Genomic DNA, 20,671 nt, shown 5'->3' on the forward strand with positions numbered 1-20,671 from the left:
TCGCGCAGCAGCACCGTCGTGAGCGGACTTCATGGCCGAACCATGGGGAGATCGGGTCAACTTGCCAGATACGACGAAAGACTCTGCGGCACTCGCCCCTCAGTTCGTCCGGCTCTTTGCCGCCTGGTCGAAGAACGCCTTCTCTTCCGCCGTCGCTTCGACGAGCTGGGCATCCTGGTCGTAGACGTCACCGCGGAATTGCACGATCTGGTCGCGCGTCATCCAAGCGGTGAGATAGATCCAGGCGACCGGAACCTTCTTTTCTAGCTTGACGCTCTGCTTCACGCCCGTGGCGATCGCCGCGTCGATCTGCGGGCGCTCCCAGTTCGGCGTCTCCTGCAGCAGCCAGGCCGCGAGATCGCGGACATTGTCGACGCGCACGCAGCCGTGCGATTCGAACCGGACGTCCTCGCTGAACAAATTCTTCTGGTTGGTATCGTGCATGTAGACCGCATAGGCGTTCGGCATGTCGATCTTCAACTGCCCGAGCGCGTTCCAGGAGCCGGGCTCCTGGCGCACGAAGATGTTCGGCAGCTTCTCCGCCGCCCAGTCGATGCTGGCGGGATCGAGCACGTTCTCCTTGAAGTCCAGCACCTGCATGTGCAACCGGCTGAGATAGGTCGGATCCTTGCGCATATGCGCGGCGATCTCGTTCTTGGTGATCGAGGCCGGCACGGTCCAGGTCGGGTTCAAATTGACGTTGTTGATCTCGGCGGTGACCGTCGGCGACGGCTTGTCGGCCTTGCCGAGGATGACGCGGTAGCGTCGCACCACCTTGTCATTCTCGACCGCCTCGGCAAAGGCCGCGGGCAGATTGACGACGACGTAGCGCTGGCCGAAGCGGAAGCCGATCGCGGCGATGCGTTGCAACGAGGCCTCGAGCTGCTGGATCCGCTTCTCGACCGGCACGTTGAGCGCGGTCAGCGTCCGCGGGCCGATCGTCCCGGTGGTGGCGAGGCCGTGTCGCGCCTGGAAACGCTTCACGCCGGCAGCCAGTCCGGCGTTGTAGGGTCCCTTGGCTTCCGACGGCGCCAGATCGCCGGTCATCACCAGACGCAGCCGCAGCATCTCGTCATGCGCGCCGGCGCTGCCCAGCGCGAATTTCGCCTCGGCCGGAATCTGCGGCCAGCCGCCGAGTTTGGCGATCGTGGAATAGGCGTCGATCGCCTCGCCGATCCGCTGCGCGGATCCGGCATCGAAGGTGGGCTCGGAGGATTGCGCGAGCAAGGCCGCCGAGCGGCTTTCCGGCGTGGCGACCGGGGCGTTCGATGCCGCCTTGTCGGCAGGCTTGGCCGGTGTTGTTGCGGGGGCCGCAGCCGAGGGCGCCGCGGGCGGTTGTTCGAGCGGCGCGACCGCGGGCTGAACCGGCGCGTTCACCACGGCCTGGATGGCCGCCGTAGTACCAGACGGCTTCACTGCGGCGGGTTTGGAAGTTGCTGCAGGCTTGGCAGACGGCACCGTCGCAGCCTTGGTAGCAGGCGCGGCGCTCGGAGCCGACGGCTGTTCGGCAGGTGCGCTGGCGGCCAGCGGCGCCAAGGGGCCGCCCGAGGTAACCTGGCCGGGTGCGGCCTCGATGCCGCCCGGGGCCAGCAAGGCGCTCATCAAAACCAGGGTCCGCTTCATGATCCATCCCGCATGTCAGTCAACGCGGGACGGTAGATCGACATTCACAACCAATCGTTAACTACTGCGGATCGGTCAGACCCCCGCCTGAACCTTCCAGGCCTTCATCGCAGCAATCTTGTCGACCAGCTCGGCGCGCTGCTTCGCCAGATGGCCTGACAGTGACGCTGGAAAGCCAAGCTTCTTGGCATCCTCGTACTTGCCGACATTGCGCTCCTCGCCGTCGATCAGGCCGGGCAGCACACTCTCGTCCAGACCGTCGAACAGCGAGCGCACCGACATGATCGTGCGGTGCACCGTGCTCATGAACGAACCGCCCTCATCGGGTTTCTCGCCGGCGTCCGTCAGCGCGGCTCCCAGTTCATCGGCATGACGATTGTGAACGGCGATCATGTCACGGAACAGCGTCGTGAGCCCCCGGCCCTCGGCGTCCTCAAGAGCCTCCTGATATCCGTTTCGCGCGTCGATGGACGCGGTGTGCAGCGATTTCAGTTGATCGATCTGGTCGTTGGAAAGGGTGTGGGCCATAGCGGGTCTCCTTTGACGGCAGTAACCGCGACAAAAGAAACGGGTTCCGGCGGAGATCACAAAAAGCCATGGGAGAAAACGTCGCGGCCAGCGATGCCGCCTATAGCGCAACGGCGTGGCCGCCGGAAGCATGGTCGGGGCACAAGGATGCGAATATACCCATCCATTAAGTCAATAAAATCAATAAGCCCTTGCTCCACATAGGCTTAGCTCTTAGAACTGTTACGAGTACCTGTTACGAATTGGTGTTACTGGGATTCCCATGTCACTCGGATCAAATATCGCCCGCCGGTCGGGCAGCGCCCGCTATTACGCACGCTTGGGCGTCCCGCCGGATCTCCAATCCGTGGTCATGAAGAAGGAATATTGGAAGTCGCTGGGCACCAGTGACCCAAAGCTGGCCCGTGAAAAAGTCCTGCCTGTTCTGATTCGATGGCGCGCTGAATTTGCGGAGTTGCGAAGGCGACGGGAGCCGACGGCGGCGGATTTGCAATTGGCCGCTTGGAACCTTTACGAGGCCGACCTGACCTACGACTCGAAAGAGAGAGCCGGTATCGCGACCGGCCAAATGGTAGAAGACGCCAAGGTTGCGTTGCAGACCCAGATTACCGCTGGGGCCGTGGCTTGGTCCGATGACCCGCTGGTCCAGTTGGATGCAACCCTAGAGCTGCAGGTCATGAGCACTGAGGCTCAGACGGCAACTGATTCGCGGGCGATTCGGATAAAGGTGCTGCGCAACCACCTGGCATCCGGTGAAACGGCTCTAACGGAATGGGCGGCAGACGACGTGATCGCCCGCGACCGGCTCCTGATCGGCAAGGGCACCCTCGCCTATCGCGATCTCTGCCAACGGCTGCAACGGGCCGAATTGGAATACCTACTGAGGGCGGCAGAGCGTGATTCGGGCAATTGGGGCGGAACGCCCTCCGATCCGTTGGTCAGCCCGCCCGACGCAACCATTGGCAAAAGGTTCGCGGCACCGGGCGAGACCATCTTGGAGCTTCATGACCGGTTCGCTGCCGAAAAGCGCGGCAGCGTCACTACCGACACTTGGGAGCAGAACCGCAAAATTTTGCTACTGTTCGTCGACTTTGTCGGCGCCACCTCGCACGTATCCGCCATCAATAAAAAGGCAGTCAGAAACTGGAAACACAAGCTGGCGCTCTGGCCGGTGAAGGCTCTGTCGATAAAAGCATTCGACGGACTGTCGTTCGTCAAAATCATTGAAGCGAACGCGATACACAAAAGGCCGACCATCAGCCAAAATACGATCAACAAATACCTGTCGGCAATCGCGGGGTTTGCTGAATGGCTGCTCAACCATGAGTACATTGAGCAGGACGCCATGCGCGGCATGTTCCTGTCGGTTGACGACGAGAGAAAAGGTTCTTCATTCTCGGATAGCCAGCTTAAGACGATATTCCACTCGCCGCTTTTCAAGACTTGTGCCGGCGATGGTAGCGAGCATTTGCATGGCGAGATTGCGGTTCGAGACTGGCGATATTGGATTCCCTACATCTGCCTCTACACGGGCGCCCGGCTTGGTGAGATCGCTCAGCTTCTGACGGCCGATGTTCGACTACTGCACGGCGTTTGGATTTTTCATATCACGCGCGAAGGCTCAATCTCCAAGTCGACTAAAACAGCCGGGTCACAGCGCGTCGTCCCGATCCATAGAGAGCTGATCAGGCTTGGCTTGATTGACTATCACAGCGCCATGGTTGCGCTCGGTCACGCGAGGCTGTTTCCAGAACTGCAGCCCGATATTCGAGGCTTCTACTCGGCAACCCCTTCCCGCTTTTTGAACCGCTACTTTCGCAAAATCGGCGCTAAGGTCGATAGCTCGGTCAACGTGCACAGCCTACGGCACGGCATGGCCGATGCTTTCCGCCGCTGTGGCTATCTAGACGAACAGTTTGGCGGTCCTATACTAGGCCATGCGAAAGAGACGATGACCGGGCGATATGGCAACCTGCCTGAAGGCATCCTAAGCGAGCGCGTCAAGATGATTGAGGCGGTGTCGTTTCCTTCTTTGGAAAACTAATGATGCGGGGCGACAATATGGTAGATGCCTATCTCGCTTCTTAACCGTTCCATTGTTCCCATCCGGTTTTGGCGAACTCATTTCATTCTTCGACAACGGCAACAGGCAAGTCCGATGATGCTAATTCATCATCGACAACGTTGGCGCCGGACGCCTTGATAACCATCGTCTCATACAGAATCCGACTTCCGAGTTCTGTAATTTGAATCCATTCGCTGATTGCACCTTCCGTATTGTTTCCCTGAAAATTACGTATCAAGCCAAGCGCGGACAATTGTATTTTGATCTGATTTACCGTCGCGGCTTGGAGAAATACTTTCCTGCTGGAGAACCGTTTCTCCTCCATGAATTTTGACAAGCTTATTGCAATGACTGCCGGAGATCTTGGCTTGACAATGTCTGGACCAACTCCAGAAAAAATTTGTCTCCACGTCATTGTTGAATAACCATTTCGATGCGCACCTCTATCTAAATAATAATGCTGCACTTGATATGGAGCATCGAGAGAGGCGATGTTACCAATCTGCGGCTTCAGTTCGCTTTTCAGCCGAGACGTTAACTTGAGAAGCTCTTCGTTGCGGAGTCGAAGCTCGTTGATTTGTGCCAGCAGGTCTTCACTCGCTGCGGCGCTTGCTCTAATCCACCCTACTGCAGGCTGCTCCGAGATTGCCGCAACTAAGGAGGTCAAGATCGCGTATTTGAGGCTCTCTCGATTTTGCCATTCCCTGACTATTCGGCCGGTCACCACCCGTGATCGAAATTCGGCAAGTTTTGCGACAGCCTCAGGATCAGTCTCAACCTTTGCCATCGGCAAAATTGACGTATCTTCATGCACGAATGCTAGGACCACCTTGCCCGATTCAACCGCATACTCGTATTCTTTTTCAGTAAAGCTTATTCCGTCGACTCCAGTCGAGCCGTAGCGAGCGCCAATGATTAAAACGTAGTAGTCACATTCATCGATAACCTTCTTGATATATTTGAGCTGCTCCATATCAATAGCCGGGAAACCTTCCATCCCAGCCGGAATGTGACCCAAATCGAGTATCGATTTTAATGCATCTTGGCGCTCGTCAATTAGATCGCGAAATGTCGATGATACGAAAATTTGATACTTGGTTTGCATTGGAATCTCCCCACGCAACTAGAGCGTGAGACACCGAATGGTGCAAGGGACCGACAGGTACTTCCCGCGTAAGAAAATGAACACCGCGGCGTTACGCGCGCCGCTTGACTCTGCGTTCTTGTTTCGTTCTTATAAATCGTAATCAGGACGATGGCTATGGGACTCGACGCAACCCGCAATGAAATTGAACACATGCGGCGGCAGATAACGCGCCAGCGAAAGGACATGCTCCGGCTACAGCGTGCCGGGATCGATATTGGCGCGGCGGAAACCCTGCTCGCGCGGATGCAGGAGAAGGTAGACGGGCTGGTGGCTGAGCGGGACACGCTGGTCGGCGAACAGCGCCGGAAATACCCCGGCACTAACAAAGCAATCAACGGCACCCCTGCATCCCGTAGGGCGTGATGGACAACCTACGCCGGTTTCCAGCGCCGTGGACGATGGCCGAAGATGATGGAGGATTCACGGTGCGGGACGCTTCCGGGCTGTTCCTGCTGACCGTGCCTCACCGGGAAGACTTACACGCGCGACGCTATCAATACGCCGGCGATCACTTGTCGCGAGAGGAAGCAAGGAAGATAGCAAAGGCAATATCGCGGCTGCCCGAATTGCTCAGGCGGCCGCAGTATTGATTATTCCCGAATTAGCCCTTGGGGTCAGTGACCCTGTAGCCGCGCTGCGTCAGGCAATCGCCGATCATCCCGCCGTCGCCGACGAAGCCGTGGTCCTTCTTGAGCTGGGTGCAGTCCGCGAGGTCGTTGTTGTATTTCGCCTGATCCAGGTTCCGCGTGTCGATGCCGGGCGCCGCATAGCGATCATGACCGCCGCCACAGCCAGCCAGCATTAGCGGCACTGCGACGAAGAAAGCTACGCGTAACCGCATTGAATCCAATTTCATAAAAAGTCCCCCGCGCATCTAAAGCGCGAGGGTAATCATATTGCAAGTCAATCGTACTTAGTTACGCTAGGTTCTGGTGGACGGTGTACCCACGCGCTCGCATACAGCGCGCGATCGGTGCCCCGAACCAGATCGGCCCAGACGCTTCCTTCTCTGCGCGGCAAGCCGCGAGATCGGCAGCGTATTTGACCGGGTCAACGCCGCGCATGTCCGTGGGTGATTCCGAAAGATGCGGGGCCGCACAACCGGCTAAAAGACAAGCGGTAACGCTCAGCACAGAAAGCCGGATCATACCGCGCAATCCACGTCGCGCCGAATGCTATCCGGCCAGATGTCACCATGCTCGCCGAGCGCCAGCTTAACTTGATCGGCCGTCACCACGCCGGAAAACCAGCACGGCTCCAGTGCTGCGATTGCTGCTGCGATGCGTTGGAATCGAGCCGTGCCGATATAGATTTCAGTGGTCATTCCAAATCCCTAAGCGGCAAAGCCCGCCCAAGTCGATTCGCACTTTCGATGAATGTTGGCAAGTGGTTGTTTTCAAACGACAATAAGTCAACACTGACTTACTTTGAGTGCACGGACCAATTTAGAGCGGCAACTCGATATCAGATGTTATTTTCTGCTGTCATCGATCCTCGCTCGGCATTCACCGGTGACTGTGGAGCCCGCGCCTTATGAAAGGTGCGGCAGGCATGGCTTCCGAGTTTCACCAATGCCGATCAGTCCGACAAGTCTGATCCCCATTGCACGGTCGGACTAAGCGCCCGATAATACCGCAAAATAACCATGCATCTGACCATGCATCTGACCGTGCATTAACCGTGCAGCTCACCGGGGAAACAACCGTGCATAAATAGTGCACAGTCAGGCGGTGCACGTCGCTTGCAGGGCCATGACCTCAGGAAAAGAATCACGCCGTGTCTAACAAGCATTATCTGCCTTCGAAGCTGCCGTCTTACTTTCGCCGACTGGACTTGGAGTATGTGCGTGCCGGTCGCGTTCTAGACCACGAATTGATACAGTCTGCAAAGATCGCGATAAACGAAGAGATCACCGCAGACGGCTGGAACGGCGGCACATACGGTCACGCCGTTCTGCTTTTTCTGCCGGAGAGCGTCTTAAGCAGGATCCCATTCGCCGAACAGAATAACATCGCAAATCGCCTGAAGGAGGACTTAAACGTCTGCTCGGCTGCGATAGAAAATGAATATGTCGAAGCGGTAATAATCGAATTGGCGGACGAAGCCGATCCTGACTTTCAGCGAGCAACTAATCTGGCCAGCGTCGTGGCAGTAAACCCTGACACCGTGGCTTTCTGGAAAAAGGGCTTCGTTCGCCTTTTTGTGAGTCACAGGGATACAAAAAAAATCGATGCCCGGGCGCTTGCTGATTGTCTGGAACAGTACGGTGTGAGCGCCTTCGTTGCCCATGACACCATCCAACCTATGTCTACATGGCAACGGGAAATCGAAAAGGGCCTTGCAACGATGGAGCTAATGTTGGTGTTCCTCACCGACGATTTCCACGCCAGCGCCTGGACAAATCAAGAGGTTGGATATGCCCTGGGCAAGGGTATCCCTATAATTACCGTAAAAGTGGATAGTAAAGACCCGATTGGATTTATTGCAGATAAACAAGCAATGAAGGGGAGAGCAAATCAGCCGAGCGAGACAGCTCGAAGAATTATCGACATTATAGCCAATAACCTTGGCCAAAAAACCAGATTTCACGAAATGCTGCTTTCAGCGTTTCTAGCGGCCCCGCATTGGGACGCAGCCCGAGATCGATTTAACACCTTGCAGTCTTTCGTTGACTTTTTAGACGATGCGCAATTCGCTTCTATACAAGCCGGGTTCAAAAATAACGATCAATTGCACAACAGCATTTACCTCACGAACCAAAACCGTCGCCTAGAAAAATTCCTCGAAAAAGCAACCGGAAAGTCGATTAAAGTGAACGGCCGAAACATAGAAGTAGTTACAAATGTGGACGATGACCTCCCGTTTTAGCTAACGTCATCTATTATTATTATCATAGAGACGAGGTCTGGCACGAAGACGCCATGACTTTCCGCGAGCGTACCGAAAGGACTAGATCGCTTCGGTAATTAGCGCTCGGTGCTCTCGGTAGATTTTGCCGGCAAGTCCTCCAAGCAACATCGTTCGCGACACCTGCCCGCCATTGAACCGGACTCGGTAGCTGGAATTTAGCGCCGTCAGCCAAGGCCGAACAATCGGGCCGAAGCGCCAAAACTCTTTTGCGACGTAACCAGCCCAGCCGGAATCAGGATCGCATTGAGTGTGGGACTGGTGCTGGCGTGCTTGATCCCATTCGCCGCCCGCGAGCCGAAGGGCATCTCTTGCCGTAACGACTTCGTCAGCGTTGACCTGCATTTCACCATGGAGGTGAAGCCGGCGCCGGTGCCCCTCTTCCTCGGCCACCACGTAGAGGGCCACAGGACGCCCTAGGAGAGTCGTCAGGCGCCTTACCAGTCGCCGACGTAGCCAATCAAGGGAAGCGGGCTGAGCGAGCGCACGGACTTCTATGTCGCTCCTCAGATTCAAGCTGAAGGAATAGACCGGACCCATCGTGGTAAGGGCCAGGTGGAGATAGTGGACATGAAGGGTGTCGGTGATGTCACGCCACGCCGCCGGCTTTTTGTACTGGCGTGCCGGCTTGGAGAGAGGTTCGCCACCATTAAGAGATTTCCACCATGGAGCCTGCTTAGAACGACGCTTGAACACTGAGGCGTCCACGGGGTGGGTTAGGCTTAAAGAGGGTGTGGAGAGATCAGTAGAAAGGGGGTGGGATATACTAACTGAAGTCCCTACCGGTTTGGCACTTGCGCTTGATGCAGAATGTGCCTGCAGTTGCTGCATGAAGTGAGCGTCACAGAACAGCGAAACGGTACGCCTAGATTTTACTGAATTGACAATTTCTGGGTAGGTTCGGCGAACGGGCCGAACGACACGTCCTGCTTGAACTTGAGAATGTTTGGCACTAGAATCGTGGCGGGTCGAACGCACGGACATGCGGTAGGCTCCTTTGAATAAGAGGTCAGCGCGTCGGGCGCTGGCCTTTTTTGTTTCAAGCTCATTGTAAATTATCGAGCGCAAGACCGGTCGATTTTATTATCGACGTCGCCTAAGAAACCTTATCAACGCTGACGCGCTGCTCGCTATATTGTCCCGGTGTGCCTTATCGCAGTATCCCGCCGGGTCGAATTTGGGTCCGTAGCTCAGATATGATCATCGCTCGCATACTTTGTTCGGCTGATTTTGCGATCGCGGCACCCATCGCGGCATGATCTTTCGGTGATGCGCCGGCCGACCCTGCTACGGTGACGTTGATCGTCGGCGCGATTGTCGTCTGACCGCCCACGATAGGCGCTGAGCCGGCCTCAGGAGCGGCTACAACGCCGCCGTCTGCAAACTTGGGGATACGGCCCCCGTTGATCGCTTCGAGCAGCGCACGGTGCTTTGCGGTTTCCGACGCCTTTACGACAAACTCGCCGGCCGAAAGGCGCGCTGGAATGGTGTCGCTAGTGCCGGTGCCGGGGCCGCTGATCATGCCGCCGGCAGCATGGCCGAGAACGGGACCGATAAAGTCGCCGACAAGTCCGCCGGTGGAGAAGCCGAAGCCGCCGCCAAGCGAGCGCATGATTGGCCCGACGATCAGCGCCTTGATCATCGCCTCCTCCAGCGCGCGGAGGATCACCTTCCCCATGTCGGCGAAGCCAGCGCTGACGGACTTTGTGCCGTCGAGGATGTCGGTCAGCCCGGCCGTCATGGTGGACGACATAGTGCCGGCGATGCCTTTCATGGCTTCGTTCGCACGCATGGCTGCCGCCTCGACGCTGCCGAGCGCCGCGGCAACGTTCGGGTAGATGTCGCGGAGTTGATGGGCGATCGCCACGTCAGACGGATCGAGCATGGCGGTCTGTCCGTCGAACTTGATGCTGCTCGCGACCTTCGCCTTAGACATCGCCTGAGCGGCATTCGAATAAGCCGCCGCCACCTCGTCAATCTTTTGGCGCTGTTCGTCGGTGACAAGGTTCTCGCCCTTGCCGGCAGCGGCGTTCGCCTGCTTGGCGATCGTTTCGAGCTGAGCCGTGACCTTTGCACGTTCCCGCGCTTCCGTGCCGAGATCGATCGCGGCGGCTTCGGCCTGGAGGGCTGCCGTCCGCTTCGCGATGCCGTCTGTCGCGGTTTCGAGCTTGTCCGGCCCGGTGTCACCGGTAGGCTTCAACGTCGGTGCGGCGCCGGTGCCGCGTGACGCCTTCGGCAGTTCGGGGAATGTGTTGGGCTGCCGCTCAGCGCTTTCGATCTCGCCTTGCAGCCGGTCGCGGCGCTGCCTAAGCCGTTCCTGCGGGGAGATCATGCCGAGCGCGCCGGTCACGGCTTCCGGCACCTGCGGAACGCCCCATATGCCAGTGCCATTCTTGATCGCAGTGTTGACCGCCGCGAGTTCATCTTTCTTACGTGCCGTCTCGCTGGTGATGCCGAGCCTATTCGTGACCTCGACAGCCTTGCCGATCAAGTCGACAATGTCCGACCAGTAGCCCTTGATCGTCAGGATGGTGCCGGCCAAATCTTCGAAGGTCGGCTTAAGCGAGCGGGTTAGCCGGCCTTCGGCGAGCTGGAGCTGCTCGTCTACGGCCTTGGCTCGAACGACCAGATCGTTCGAGAAGATGAAGTCCGATGCAGCGGCAGCGGCGTTCATACTGGAAAGCATACTTTCCGCCGATGTCTTGCCCTGCCGGATGCGGTCGACAAACTGCGAACCGAACATTTTCTCGCCAAGGTCGAGCGCCGCCGCCTTTTGACCGATGCTTTCCAGTTGGACCATCGCGGCGAGAACCGCGAGGATCTTCTTTTCCTGCGTATCGGCATCGCGGAACATGACAAGGCCGTCGAGCTGAACCCCAGCGGCTTTCGCGACAGTCGCGTTATAGACCCTCAGCGCTTTCTCGACGCCGTTGATCTCTTCCTTCCCGGTCTCCCATTTCGCCACGTCGACCGGCGACTTTTCTTTCGTTGCGTTGAAAGCATTCGACAGCGCGCCTTCAAGGTCGCCGACCTCTAATTTGAGCTTTTGCGATTCCGTCATCCAAGACTGGAAAAACGCCGGTGACAGGCCAAGATTTTGCGACTTGTCCGCGATAGCGACCATCTCCTTAAGCTGTTCGCGCGTGGCGCCGATCGCATCGGACATCAGCTTGAAGCTGCCGACCACAAGCGCAATCCTGCCAACCATGCCGAGCGCCATAGTCGACGCGGATGCCAGCAAGCCGGCTTTGAGGTCGTCGTTCATGTCGAGGAACCGCTTTGCCATTTGGCGGGCGACCGTGCCGACGTGGTTTGATGCTTCCGACATTTTGGACTTGAAGGCTTCAATGTCCGGCGAGCCGAGCGCGATATCGAGCGAAGGACGCTTAGCCATTACGCGGCCTCCCCTAGACTTGCGGCATCGGTGAACAGCGTCGCCAGCACCGAAAATGCGGTCGCGCTGTTATCCAATACCGGCCGGGTGCGGACGAACTTATCGACCAGCGCTTCGGCCTCGTTGGAAGAGAGGCCAGAGCCGATCAAGCCGAGCAAGATGACGCGCTCCACGTCTGCCGAACTGAAGATGCCCTGCTCGAAGCGCTTGAAGCACGCCGCCGGTGTGCTGCCGTAGTCTCCAGCCAAGCCCCGCAGATTTAGCGAGTTCCGCACCCAAGGGTGATTGAGGGAAAAGGCGTGCTCGCCGCCGGCCCAGATCATAGGCTTAGGCGTGGTGTTGGTGTCAGTCATCTAGGGCTTTCTGGGTTGCTTCCGCGATCGCGGTGTCTATTTCTGATTTCATTGCTCTGTAAGTCGAATAGAAAAAAGGTCGCGCGGCTTGCCGGCTGTTTCCGAACTCGAAGCCGAGCGCATAGTCATAGGGCTCGCCGCTGCCGGTCCGAACTTCGGTTTCGGTCAGATCGCCGCCTGCGATGACATGCACGTCGAGCGGATCTTCTCCCGTTTCGACGCGGCAGCTCTGTTCAAGATGTCCGGTTTCGGCGGGCGTCGCTTCCTGCCCCTGCAATGCGGCGCGCTGAGCATCCGACAACCGTTTCGCTTGCTGTTGCAGCACGTCGGCAACTTCGCTCAGCACCTTGTCGGGAATGCTTGCGAGATAGGTCTGGAGTTCGTCAGCGGTCATGGCAGCACCATGTCTTCCGGCGTGACGTTCGGATCATTCAAAAACGAGAGATTGCTGTTGCCGGCAGCGGCGCGGCTAACGGCCATCCATGTCGCCGACGCACCATCAACGCGATCGGTCGATTTGCCCTTGTGAATGGTGCGGTTCTCGTTGCTGTCGGTATAGATGACGACGTTCGAAAAATTCCAGCGCAGCACCTTGTGACCGCCATGGTGGAACTTGCGGCCGATGATGGCGCGCTCAAGCTCGCTCAAGGCCGGCGACTGAGTTTTCCAGCCCTGCTGTAGGATAACAACCGGCAGGCCGCGTTCGGTTAGGATGGCGATGATGGCCTGCGCATATGTGACGTCGATGCCGATTTCACGAACCTCATAGCGTTCGCACAGCGCAATGATGGCGTCGGCGACCATGACGTAATCGATGACATTGCCGGGCGTCGGCGTGATCAGCTTTTCTTTGCCCCACTCGACATAGTTGACGCCGTCGCGCTCAGAGCGAGCGAGGATATTGTCCTCCGGGCAAAAGAACTGCGGAAGCACAACGAAACCGTCATCTTGCCTGAAACAGGCGACGACAGCCGTCAAATCGGTCGTTTTCGACACGTCAACGCCAATCCAGCACGGCTGGCCGCGCCAGACTTCTGGATCGACCGGCGCGCTGCCTTCGTCATAGATCGCCATATCGACAAACGGGCTGGTGCTGTTTTCCAACCAGATATTGAGCTTCAATTGTCGAAGGCTGTCGCGCTCGCTGGGGCTGTTCTTCGCGCGGCGAACGTGGCGCCGGAAACCTTCAATGCTGGGGTAGCCGTGCGCGCTGCCGGGGTTGACGCTACGCCAAACATTTTCGTCGGCGTAGTCACACTTCGGGTCCGCTTCGAACAAGACCGGCAGGATAGAAGGGTCGTCGATCTCGCCGCGCGCGACCTTGCGGGCGTTCTCGACAATCTCCCATGCAATGTTTTCTTGCCCGCGACCGGCGGTCGTGGCGACGATCAGCAGCGGGTCGTCGAGTTTGTCGAGGCCCGTTGTCAGGGCTTCCCATAGATATTTGTTCGGCCAAACATGAAGCTCATCAGCCAGGACGAATGCCGGCGTGCGACCGTGCTGTCCGCCCGCCTCCGACGCGATGACTTCCAGCGTCGCGCCGCGCGGATATACGATCTTCTTTGCCGAGTTGTGCGCGTCATAGACCTTTAGCTTAGACAGCACTTTGGGTTCGGCCTGTACAATGCCGAGCGCTTCTTTGAAGCCAATGCCGGCTTGCTGCCGATCGCTTGCTGCGAAGATGGCTTCGCCGTTCACCACTTTTTCAGGTCCAATGGTGTGCAGCAACGCGAGCGCGGCCGCGAAGGACGTTTTGCGATTGCCGCGAGGCAGGAGCATGACGACCGTGCTGACGATACGGGAGCCGTCGAGCTTGCGCGGGCCGTAGATGCGCCGAACGATGCGCTCCTGCCACGGGTCGAGTTGGAATGACTTGTTCGGCAGCCGGCTTTTGGGGTGTTTGAGACGGCGGAAGAACTCGACCGCGCGCTCGCCAAAGCCGAGCGGATCATCGATGGCCGAACCATCATAGAGCCAATGGGGATAAGTCGTCGTCAGCATTGCCGTCCTCCCTAATGGAGGGGCGCGAGCGCGACACCGGCGTCAAACCCAGCTCAACGGCGAGCTGACGAATCTGGTTCCGGGCGTTCATCTGAATTGAAATGGCGGGGTGCTTTCGCAGGCCGGCCTTGGTCTCGATGACCATGCCCTCCCGGTTCACAATCTGGGTAGATTCCGCGAGCTGAGCAACGGCGTCGGCATAAGCCGCGAGCGTGCCAAGGTCAGCGTCGGTAAGGTGCCGGCGCTCAACCAGAATGGTCGCAACTTTCTTCCATTCGGCTTTACCAAGCCGGGACAGCCAAGCCGGAGCCGAAGGGGTCCTGTAGATGGTTCCCGCAACAACGATAGCGGGCTTCACGCCCCTCATGGGCCGGCTCGCTCGACGCGGATATCGAGGCCACGGGCGCGGCCTAGCTCGCGCAAGTCTTTAATATTGTACGCGTCGCCGTAGTAAATCACTCGGTCAGCGAGGCATAGATCCTCCATAAATCGAAGACGGAAAACGATTGAGGTCTCAGACGACGCGCCGCGTCCACGCATAAACTCTTCCGTCGAGGCTGTGACGATGCCGGCGCGGACAGTCGCCAGCGGCGCCCATGTCTCAACGGGCGCACGGTTCGCGTCCAGAGCGGTGCCGGCGCGTTCAATCGTGATGGTCTCAGTTAGGTCGCCCGCCCTCATTACGCGCGCTCCTGCACTATGGCGCGGACGGTGACGACGCCATGAGAGTATTCGCCCTGGGGATCGCGCATGAAGTGGGTGTTCGTCACCCGGAGATCATGGCTTGTGAATCCCGCGAGAGACCACGGGCGATCCTTCAGGGCGTCGCGGCAGGCGCCGGCAATCTCTTTCGAGGTCGCGAGGCCGGCTTCCTTCACCCAGACATGCAACGTCGCATAGGCGGTTCCGTAGAAGTCGTCATAGACCGACTGCCCTTCACCGATGATGATGCAACGGTCCAGCTCAGGGCGCCCGCTGCGGTCAAAGATGCCGTCTGCTGAGACCAGTGCGGTCACGGCAGCGGACGCCGCAAGACGTGCACCAACGGCCTGTTGAATGGCCAAAGACGGCTCATAAGCCATTAAAATGCCCATTCCCGGTATGGATTAAGCAGGTCGAGGAAACCGAACGGCAACGCCTGAGCCGTCACGCCGACAAGCGTAGCCTCACGGTTCTCGAACAAATGGGCCGCGAGCTGCCGGGTTGCTTCGTCAAACGGTGCCGGCGTGTCGGGCGCGTCCACTGGCACGCCGGTGTAACGCGCGATCCATTCCGAGGCTGCCGTGAGCTTGCTTTCGAGCAAGTCGTCATCGTCGTCAGAGGCGATATTGAGATGGGCCTTGAGGTCGGCGAGCGAGATCGTCATTTCAGAAAAACTCCAATTAGGTCCGCTCTTGCGTCGAGGAGAGGGACCGGTCCGAGGCATCGGCCGGCAGGTTGCCGACCACCCCCCGCCCCATCGAACGCTGCATTATTATTGCGAAGTCGCGGCTAAATTGTCGAAGAAGACGAGTTAGCTCGCGTTGCTCCGCGAGGCTGTTACGCTTCATGGTTGCGATCATTGAGCCTGGCGAAATCACCTGACCGCGCTTCGCCTTCACACGTCCAAGTTCTCTACGGGGACGAACTGGAGCCGACAGGGCGCGCTCGATAGTCCAACCGTTGAAGAGACGACGATGTAGCGTATCCGGGTTCATGCCGAGCCGCCGGGCCCAACCTGCGATCGTATCGGTGTGGCCTTTGTGTTTGAGAAGGCGAATAGCTGCCATTTCATAATCCTAATGGTTGGAGTTTTGACGTTCGAGAGATTGCTTGCGGCTATTGTGGCAAGGCGATGCTGCCATCGGCTGCCAATTGGAGCGCGACCAGAACAGCTTCATGTCGCCGCGATGGGGAATAATGTGGTCGACCATGTTCGCGAGGCGACCACAGCCGCACGAGCAATGAGCGTTCTCAGGCCGTGCGAGGTATGCTTTGCTTTCGCGCTGCCACTTGCCGTCGTAGCCGCGTGCTGCTGCTGATGGCCTCCGCTTGTCAGCCTCAGCCTTGGCGCGTTGGCGACAGATGCACACGGCATTGCCGGCGATGCGGTTGCCACAGCTACAGATGCGAGGCGCACGAATGGGCATCAGCCTCGCACCTCAGCCATAGTCGTGTTTGTCAGGTCGCCAAGAGCATTGAGTTCGGCGCGGACAGCGCCGCTTACTTCACCCTTTGTCGCGTCGAGCGTCTTGTCGCCGCCTTCCTGCTTGCCGCCGAAAACAGCAGCGAGCATTTCGGTGCGCCCTTGATAGGCTTCGAGGATTTCGGCCGGTGTGGCGTTCCATGCCTCGTCAGGTGACCAGCCGAGCCAGCCGGTGGCAATGCGGAACAGCCGGGTGTGATATTCCTTGAATGAGATCGGCGAGCCCTTGCTGGCCTCTACAGCGGCTTCAGCGTCACCCGTCAGGCTGACGATGAAATCGCACATCGGCCCGACCAGTAAATCGAGGCTGACGGCCAGAGGGGTGTCGCCCGCGTTGTCGAGGTAGTCGGTCAGTGCTGAGCGCTGGCCGGTCCCTTCTTTGATCACGTCGCCGTAGGCCGACAGGCGGCCGGTGAAGAGCGCACGGATCAGCTTGTCGAAGCCGTCGTACTTTTGCTCCAAGCGGAAGGCAGCCCGCAACGTCGGACGCAGAAATAGGGTTTCCCTGCCTACGGTTATTTCTACGTCGTTTGTTGCGAGCTGCATTTGCTTAAACTACCGGGCGCTGGCTGGCGTGGCTGAGAACAGCCACAGCAGCGATCGGGGCGGCGCCGGTGTTGCCGGCGGGCGTCACAGTGATGCGGGCGAAGCGCTTCACGCCGATGTAGCCAATCTTGCGAGTGGCAACGTCGGCGGCGAACGAGAAGCCAGCAGCGACTTCCGGTGCAACGCCATCGGTCTGACTGATCAGATCGATGTCGGATACCGCCGCCGCGTCGGACTGGTCCGTCGCGTTGGCGTCTTCGATCAGAACGCCGAAGGTGGCGTCGACGTCTACCAGCGTCCCGGTCAGGATGCCGAACGTCAGGGCTTCGAAGCCCAGCCGATCAATCCAGTTGCCGACGATGGCGGTATTGTCCGCGACGGCGGCTGCCGGCGGGGAGATGGCAACGCGGAAGGCGTTGTTGTGGAGATTGTCGCGCATAGTGGTCGTCCTAACTGGTGCTTTAAGCGACCATTTTGAGTTTGCGGAGGGTGGCCGGGCGAATGACGCCAGCGCCGGTGCGACGGGTCGCATGGAACCGGGTGACGCCTTCGGTCGCGCGGGTGTACGGGTTGACCAGAATGGAGAGGTCCAGCCGATCGATGATGCGATAGCCGAGATTGAAATCGCCAAAAGCGATCGGCATCAGGCCGGCGCCGACATCGGGCATGTCGGGCAGTTCAACCACGGGCTTGCCGAGGATCGTTTCCGGCTGACCAGCCTGATACGATGGCTGCCAGAGGTAGTTGCCCTGACCGTCCTTCATCTTGCGGATGACCGCGACCGTGTTGCCATTCATGGCCCAGACAGCGTTGGCGCGGTAGACAGCCGGTATCGCGTACATGAGCGTGATCAGTGCATCGGCGCTCAGGTTCGTCGCGTGGCCGTTTGCGGTGAATGCGATGTCGGGATGGGTCATGAAGCCCTGCGGAGCAATGACACCATCGCCATTGACGAACGCGGTGCCTTCCTTCGCGCCGAAGTCTTCCGACAGGGCTTCACGAAGCTCGCGTTCCGGGGCGCCGCCGCCGTCAGCAAGTAGCTGGTTGCTGATGTCCGTGAAGGTGTTGACCTCGCGGACGACGATTTCCGCCTGACCAAACAACGGTTCGGAGGCTTCCGACTCCTGGAGCTCGCCCTTCCACTTGGCGTTCGTTCCACCGGTGCGAGCCGGATAGATGACAGACGGGCTGCCGGTCGTGCGCACGCTGGCGATGCCGCGCACCGGCGAGAGCAGAACAAGGTTCTTCAGAAACTCGGTCGACATTTCCGGCGGTGCGAAGTAGCCGCCCTGCGGATCATTGCTGACGCGCAACGTCTTGAGGGTCAGTTCGTCGGCGCGGTCGCCGCGACGCATGTAGCTTTCGAACGCCATTGTTTCAAGCTTGGCGTCGTCGTTGTCGTTGTCGCCGGTGACGCCGGGACGGTTCGCCTTGGCTTCCACACCATCGATGCGGCTGACCAGCTTCGCAAATGCGGCCGGGTCGAACGCCTTGGTTTCCATAGCCGACAGCCGGCCGTCAAGCTCGGTCTTGAAGCCAGCGAGCGCAGCGGTCACGGCGGCTACCGGGTCGGTATCGTCGTCCTTAAACTCGAGAGCCAGAGCAGAATTTTTCACAGGTAGTCCTTTCGAAGCGTTGCCGAGGCGCGGATGATGACGGCGGCGATCTCGGCATTTGCCGTGATGTCGGATTTCGCGCTCAAAATTCGAGCGCGCTTGTGCATGGGGTCGCGGACGATGCTGATTTCGAAAAGGTCGAGCGCGGAAATGATGCGGTTGCGGCCTTGCTTGGTCGCTGTTTTTGTCTTGAAGCCGATCGACAGCCCACTAACGAGACCGCCCTTGATCATGCCGTGCACCGCGCGGGCGCGGGGCTGCTCCATGTGCAGCTTGCCTTTGGCGATCAGCCCTTCGCTGGTCTCTGCTACTTCATCCCAAGTGCCGACCAGATCGTTCGGGCTGTGATTGAACAGCATCGGCATCGAGGTGACGGCAAACGCAAACGCGCCTTTGGTGATGATGTCGCCGCTGCTGTCGGCCGAGCCGAACGGCCAAGCTATACCGGTAATTGTGCCGGCGTCGTCTACCGACAGCGTCGCTTTGATTTCGAGCTTATCCACGCTTGGCCTCATGCTTCGGTTTGCCGAGCCAAAGAACTTCAAGAATGGCGGTGGCGAGCGGCTGAATTTCTAAGAGCGGCCGGCCGATGGCGTAAGTCGCAATCATTTCGTCGGCGCGTTTCGGTGCGACGCCGCCGCCGACCAGCGACAAGCGGATAGTCTCTAAGAGGTCAGTATGAGTGAAGGCGTTCGCAAAGACGCGCGTGCAAAGCTGACCGATCCCGGCGCCTGTTTTGCGCTCCAGTTCGAACAGTAATTCAGGCGTGAACTTGAAGGTGTATTCGGCATCGCCGAAGTATGCGGAGTGCGACGTGTCTGTCATGACGCGACTGCCGCAGTCTGTACATGCGGATTGAAAAATTCATCGCCACCGACGTATGGAGGCATGTTGAGCACTGCACGGGCTTCGTTCGGATTGATCAAACGGGCCGCAATTCCTTTTGAAAGGCCTTCCATGCGCGCGCTGTAATTAGCGCGGACAAATCCATCGGTCAGAAACTCAGCGTAGAAAGTATCGCGTTCCTCGCGGTCGAAGAGCTTGAGGCGCACCTCGCCTTCGAACGCCGAAATCCAATGCATTAGCGTGCCGTCGAGGAACTGCTGGTTCATTTCCTCAGAGTTTCCCCACGTCGCACGGCCTAGCTCGTAGAGAATGTGCGGTGGGACGCGGAAGTGGCGAGAAACCTGTTCAATGTAAAAACGGAAGGTGGATAAAAATTCGGCATCTACCGACGACAACGTGACGGGCTTCCAATCAACCTCTGAAGGAAGTACGGCGGCGCCGCCCGACTTGCCGTTCCCGAATGCCGCCAGCCAAGCGTTTTTGATCTTGGCAAGCATATCGGCAGACGGCGGAACGGAGCCGGTGCCCTTAACGGTCAGAATGGAGCTGGGGCGTGCCGAGTTAGCGAACAGCTGATTGGCGTGGCGCTCCAGAACGAGCAAGAGGCCGATGGCTTCGCGTGCGTCGTGCGCCAAGCCCATGCCGGAGAGTGACGGCGACGGAAGGTGCAGGATGTTCTGGCGATCGATCGGCCGCGCTTTGCCGCTCTCTTGGACGCTGTAGACCGGGCCGTCCTGCGACATGCCGACAGTGACGGGCGTGGTCTCTGGATTGATGCGGATCAGCTCAAAGGGCTTTCCGCCATCAACGCGGACAATCTCAGCGAAGCCGCCGTGACGGTAGAGTAAGGCATCTCGGACCAGTTCCTCTTTGAATTTCGAAGCTGGAGTCCATGGATTTGGCTCCGAGTGCAAAAGGCGAGACACCGGATGCTCAGGCGCGCGCACTTTCGAGCCATCAGCGCCGCGCTGGTAGACGTGAATTGGAAGCTGACCGATTGCCTGTGAGATCGCGTTCACGGCGCAGGCGACCGGCGCACAGGTCATGGCGGTCAGGGGCGTGACGCGGATGCCAGACGCCGATGGCAACGCGCCGAACAGCTCGAACAACGCCGCGTCGGGCGAAGCGAGACCAGCCTTGGTTTCAAGGCCTACAAATTTCTGGAATCGTGACGCGAGGGATTGCCGGGTCGCGGACATAGATCGGGTGTCTTTTCATCAGCATTGAAATGATCGGATGCTGACGCGACACGCTTCGGTCCGTCGGGATGACACCTAATGGCTTAGCGCCGACTGACCCGCTGGGATTTCCAGAACTAGGTCAAAATGTGGTGTGATAAAATTCTATCGTTGAATTGTGTTTGGATTAAGTCGCAACCCGCAAGTGGCACACGCCGAACTGTTACGAGTAGCGCCGTTTTTAAGAGGCCTAAAACCACCTAAGTGATTGAAATTGCTCGT

Annotated in this window: 25 protein-coding genes; 3 read left to right on the top strand and 22 right to left on the bottom strand. The window is 58.6% G+C overall.

Annotation, left to right across the window (positions count from 1 at the left end):
* Positions 1 to 99: 99 nt before the first annotated feature.
* Positions 100 to 1,623: a L,D-transpeptidase family protein gene (locus FNL56_RS16570; RefSeq protein ID WP_246660690.1), complete on the bottom strand. Its 1,524-nt coding sequence runs from the start codon at positions 1,621 to 1,623 to the stop codon at positions 100 to 102.
* A gap of 75 nt (positions 1,624 to 1,698) precedes the next feature.
* Positions 1,699 to 2,151, bottom strand: coding sequence for a ferritin-like domain-containing protein (locus tag FNL56_RS16575; protein WP_143574019.1), 453 nt, complete (start codon positions 2,149 to 2,151; stop codon positions 1,699 to 1,701).
* Positions 2,152 to 2,413: 262 nt separating this feature from the next.
* Here FNL56_RS16575 and FNL56_RS16580 point away from each other — a divergent pair, with 262 nt between their 5' ends.
* Complete coding sequence (locus FNL56_RS16580; RefSeq protein WP_143582165.1) at positions 2,414 to 4,195, top strand: site-specific integrase; 1,782 nt, start codon at positions 2,414 to 2,416, stop codon at positions 4,193 to 4,195.
* A gap of 82 nt (positions 4,196 to 4,277) precedes the next feature.
* Here FNL56_RS16580 and FNL56_RS16585 read toward each other — a convergent pair whose 3' ends face one another.
* Positions 4,278 to 5,321, bottom strand: a complete 1,044-nt coding sequence (locus tag FNL56_RS16585) for a DUF4062 domain-containing protein (RefSeq protein ID WP_143582166.1) — start codon at positions 5,319 to 5,321, stop codon at positions 4,278 to 4,280.
* Between the two features lie 156 nt (positions 5,322 to 5,477).
* Between FNL56_RS16585 and FNL56_RS16590 the strand changes: the two genes are divergently transcribed.
* Positions 5,478 to 5,726 (top strand): hypothetical protein, encoded by a 249-nt coding sequence (locus tag FNL56_RS16590; protein ID WP_143582167.1) that lies wholly within the window; start codon positions 5,478 to 5,480, stop codon positions 5,724 to 5,726.
* Positions 5,727 to 5,964: 238 nt separating this feature from the next.
* On the opposite strand, the gene FNL56_RS16600 is transcribed toward FNL56_RS16590, so the two are convergent.
* Both FNL56_RS16600 and FNL56_RS16605 read right to left on the bottom strand, forming a co-directional pair.
* Positions 5,965 to 6,204 (bottom strand): hypothetical protein, encoded by a 240-nt coding sequence (locus FNL56_RS16600; protein ID WP_210245403.1) that lies wholly within the window; start codon positions 6,202 to 6,204, stop codon positions 5,965 to 5,967.
* 303 nt (positions 6,205 to 6,507) lie between these two features.
* Positions 6,508 to 6,687 carry a hypothetical protein gene (locus FNL56_RS16605; protein ID WP_143582169.1) on the bottom strand — a complete coding sequence of 60 codons (180 nt, stop codon included), beginning with the start codon at positions 6,685 to 6,687 and terminating at the stop codon, positions 6,508 to 6,510.
* Between the two features lie 452 nt (positions 6,688 to 7,139).
* On the opposite strand from FNL56_RS16605, the gene FNL56_RS16610 reads away from it, so the two are divergent.
* Positions 7,140 to 8,231, top strand: coding sequence for a toll/interleukin-1 receptor domain-containing protein (locus FNL56_RS16610; RefSeq protein ID WP_143582170.1), 1,092 nt, complete (start codon positions 7,140 to 7,142; stop codon positions 8,229 to 8,231).
* 81 nt (positions 8,232 to 8,312) lie between these two features.
* Here FNL56_RS16610 and FNL56_RS16615 read toward each other — a convergent pair whose 3' ends face one another.
* From FNL56_RS16615 to FNL56_RS16695, 17 genes are all read right to left on the bottom strand, one after another.
* Entirely contained in the window at positions 8,313 to 8,966 is a 654-nt protein-coding gene (locus FNL56_RS16615; protein ID WP_143582171.1) for a hypothetical protein, read from the bottom strand.
* A gap of 454 nt (positions 8,967 to 9,420) precedes the next feature.
* Complete coding sequence (locus FNL56_RS16620) at positions 9,421 to 11,664, bottom strand: hypothetical protein (RefSeq protein WP_143582172.1); 2,244 nt, start codon at positions 11,662 to 11,664, stop codon at positions 9,421 to 9,423.
* Positions 11,664 to 12,017, bottom strand: coding sequence for a gene transfer agent family protein (locus FNL56_RS16625; protein WP_143582173.1), 354 nt, complete (start codon positions 12,015 to 12,017; stop codon positions 11,664 to 11,666). Before FNL56_RS16625 ends, FNL56_RS16620 begins: the two co-directional genes overlap by 1 nt.
* Complete coding sequence (locus FNL56_RS16630) at positions 12,010 to 12,411, bottom strand: hypothetical protein (RefSeq protein WP_143582174.1); 402 nt, start codon at positions 12,409 to 12,411, stop codon at positions 12,010 to 12,012. Before FNL56_RS16630 ends, FNL56_RS16625 begins: the two co-directional genes overlap by 8 nt.
* On the bottom strand, positions 12,408 to 14,018 hold the full coding sequence (locus FNL56_RS16635) for a terminase large subunit (protein ID WP_143582175.1): 1,611 nt from the start codon (positions 14,016 to 14,018) through the stop codon (positions 12,408 to 12,410). The genes FNL56_RS16630 and FNL56_RS16635 overlap by 4 nt, the downstream gene beginning before the upstream one ends.
* Positions 13,984 to 14,385, bottom strand: coding sequence for a phage terminase small subunit P27 family (locus tag FNL56_RS16640; RefSeq protein WP_143582176.1), 402 nt, complete (start codon positions 14,383 to 14,385; stop codon positions 13,984 to 13,986). The genes FNL56_RS16635 and FNL56_RS16640 overlap by 35 nt, the downstream gene beginning before the upstream one ends.
* Complete coding sequence (locus FNL56_RS16645) at positions 14,382 to 14,699, bottom strand: phage head closure protein (protein WP_143582177.1); 318 nt, start codon at positions 14,697 to 14,699, stop codon at positions 14,382 to 14,384. Before FNL56_RS16645 ends, FNL56_RS16640 begins: the two co-directional genes overlap by 4 nt.
* Positions 14,699 to 15,082, bottom strand: a complete 384-nt coding sequence (locus tag FNL56_RS16650; protein ID WP_210245404.1) for a DUF3168 domain-containing protein — start codon at positions 15,080 to 15,082, stop codon at positions 14,699 to 14,701. The genes FNL56_RS16645 and FNL56_RS16650 overlap by 1 nt, the downstream gene beginning before the upstream one ends.
* A gap of 17 nt (positions 15,083 to 15,099) precedes the next feature.
* On the bottom strand, positions 15,100 to 15,384 hold the full coding sequence (locus FNL56_RS16655; RefSeq protein ID WP_143582179.1) for a head-tail connector protein: 285 nt from the start codon (positions 15,382 to 15,384) through the stop codon (positions 15,100 to 15,102).
* A gap of 16 nt (positions 15,385 to 15,400) precedes the next feature.
* Entirely contained in the window at positions 15,401 to 15,787 is a 387-nt protein-coding gene (locus FNL56_RS16660) for a hypothetical protein (RefSeq protein WP_143582180.1), read from the bottom strand.
* Between the two features lie 9 nt (positions 15,788 to 15,796).
* Entirely contained in the window at positions 15,797 to 16,147 is a 351-nt protein-coding gene (locus FNL56_RS16665; RefSeq protein WP_143582181.1) for an HNH endonuclease, read from the bottom strand.
* Positions 16,147 to 16,749, bottom strand: a complete 603-nt coding sequence (locus FNL56_RS16670) for a phage tail assembly chaperone (protein ID WP_143582182.1) — start codon at positions 16,747 to 16,749, stop codon at positions 16,147 to 16,149. The genes FNL56_RS16665 and FNL56_RS16670 overlap by 1 nt, the downstream gene beginning before the upstream one ends.
* 4 nt (positions 16,750 to 16,753) lie before the next feature.
* On the bottom strand, positions 16,754 to 17,188 hold the full coding sequence (locus FNL56_RS16675) for a hypothetical protein (RefSeq protein WP_143582183.1): 435 nt from the start codon (positions 17,186 to 17,188) through the stop codon (positions 16,754 to 16,756).
* Between the two features lie 22 nt (positions 17,189 to 17,210).
* Complete coding sequence (locus FNL56_RS16680) at positions 17,211 to 18,365, bottom strand: phage major capsid protein (protein ID WP_143582184.1); 1,155 nt, start codon at positions 18,363 to 18,365, stop codon at positions 17,211 to 17,213.
* The gene (locus FNL56_RS16685; protein WP_368039311.1) at positions 18,362 to 18,910 is read right to left on the bottom strand and encodes an HK97 family phage prohead protease; all 549 of its coding nucleotides are present in this window, start codon (positions 18,908 to 18,910) and stop codon (positions 18,362 to 18,364) included. Before FNL56_RS16685 ends, FNL56_RS16680 begins: the two co-directional genes overlap by 4 nt.
* Positions 18,861 to 19,190 carry a gene transfer agent family protein gene (locus FNL56_RS16690; protein ID WP_143582185.1) on the bottom strand — a complete coding sequence of 110 codons (330 nt, stop codon included), beginning with the start codon at positions 19,188 to 19,190 and terminating at the stop codon, positions 18,861 to 18,863. The genes FNL56_RS16685 and FNL56_RS16690 overlap by 50 nt, the downstream gene beginning before the upstream one ends.
* Positions 19,187 to 20,410, bottom strand: coding sequence for a phage portal protein (locus tag FNL56_RS16695; RefSeq protein WP_143582186.1), 1,224 nt, complete (start codon positions 20,408 to 20,410; stop codon positions 19,187 to 19,189). Before FNL56_RS16695 ends, FNL56_RS16690 begins: the two co-directional genes overlap by 4 nt.
* Positions 20,411 to 20,671 lie beyond the last annotated feature (261 nt).

The organism is Tardiphaga sp. vice304, assembly GCF_007018905.1.
Classification (GTDB): domain Bacteria; phylum Pseudomonadota; class Alphaproteobacteria; order Rhizobiales; family Xanthobacteraceae; genus Tardiphaga.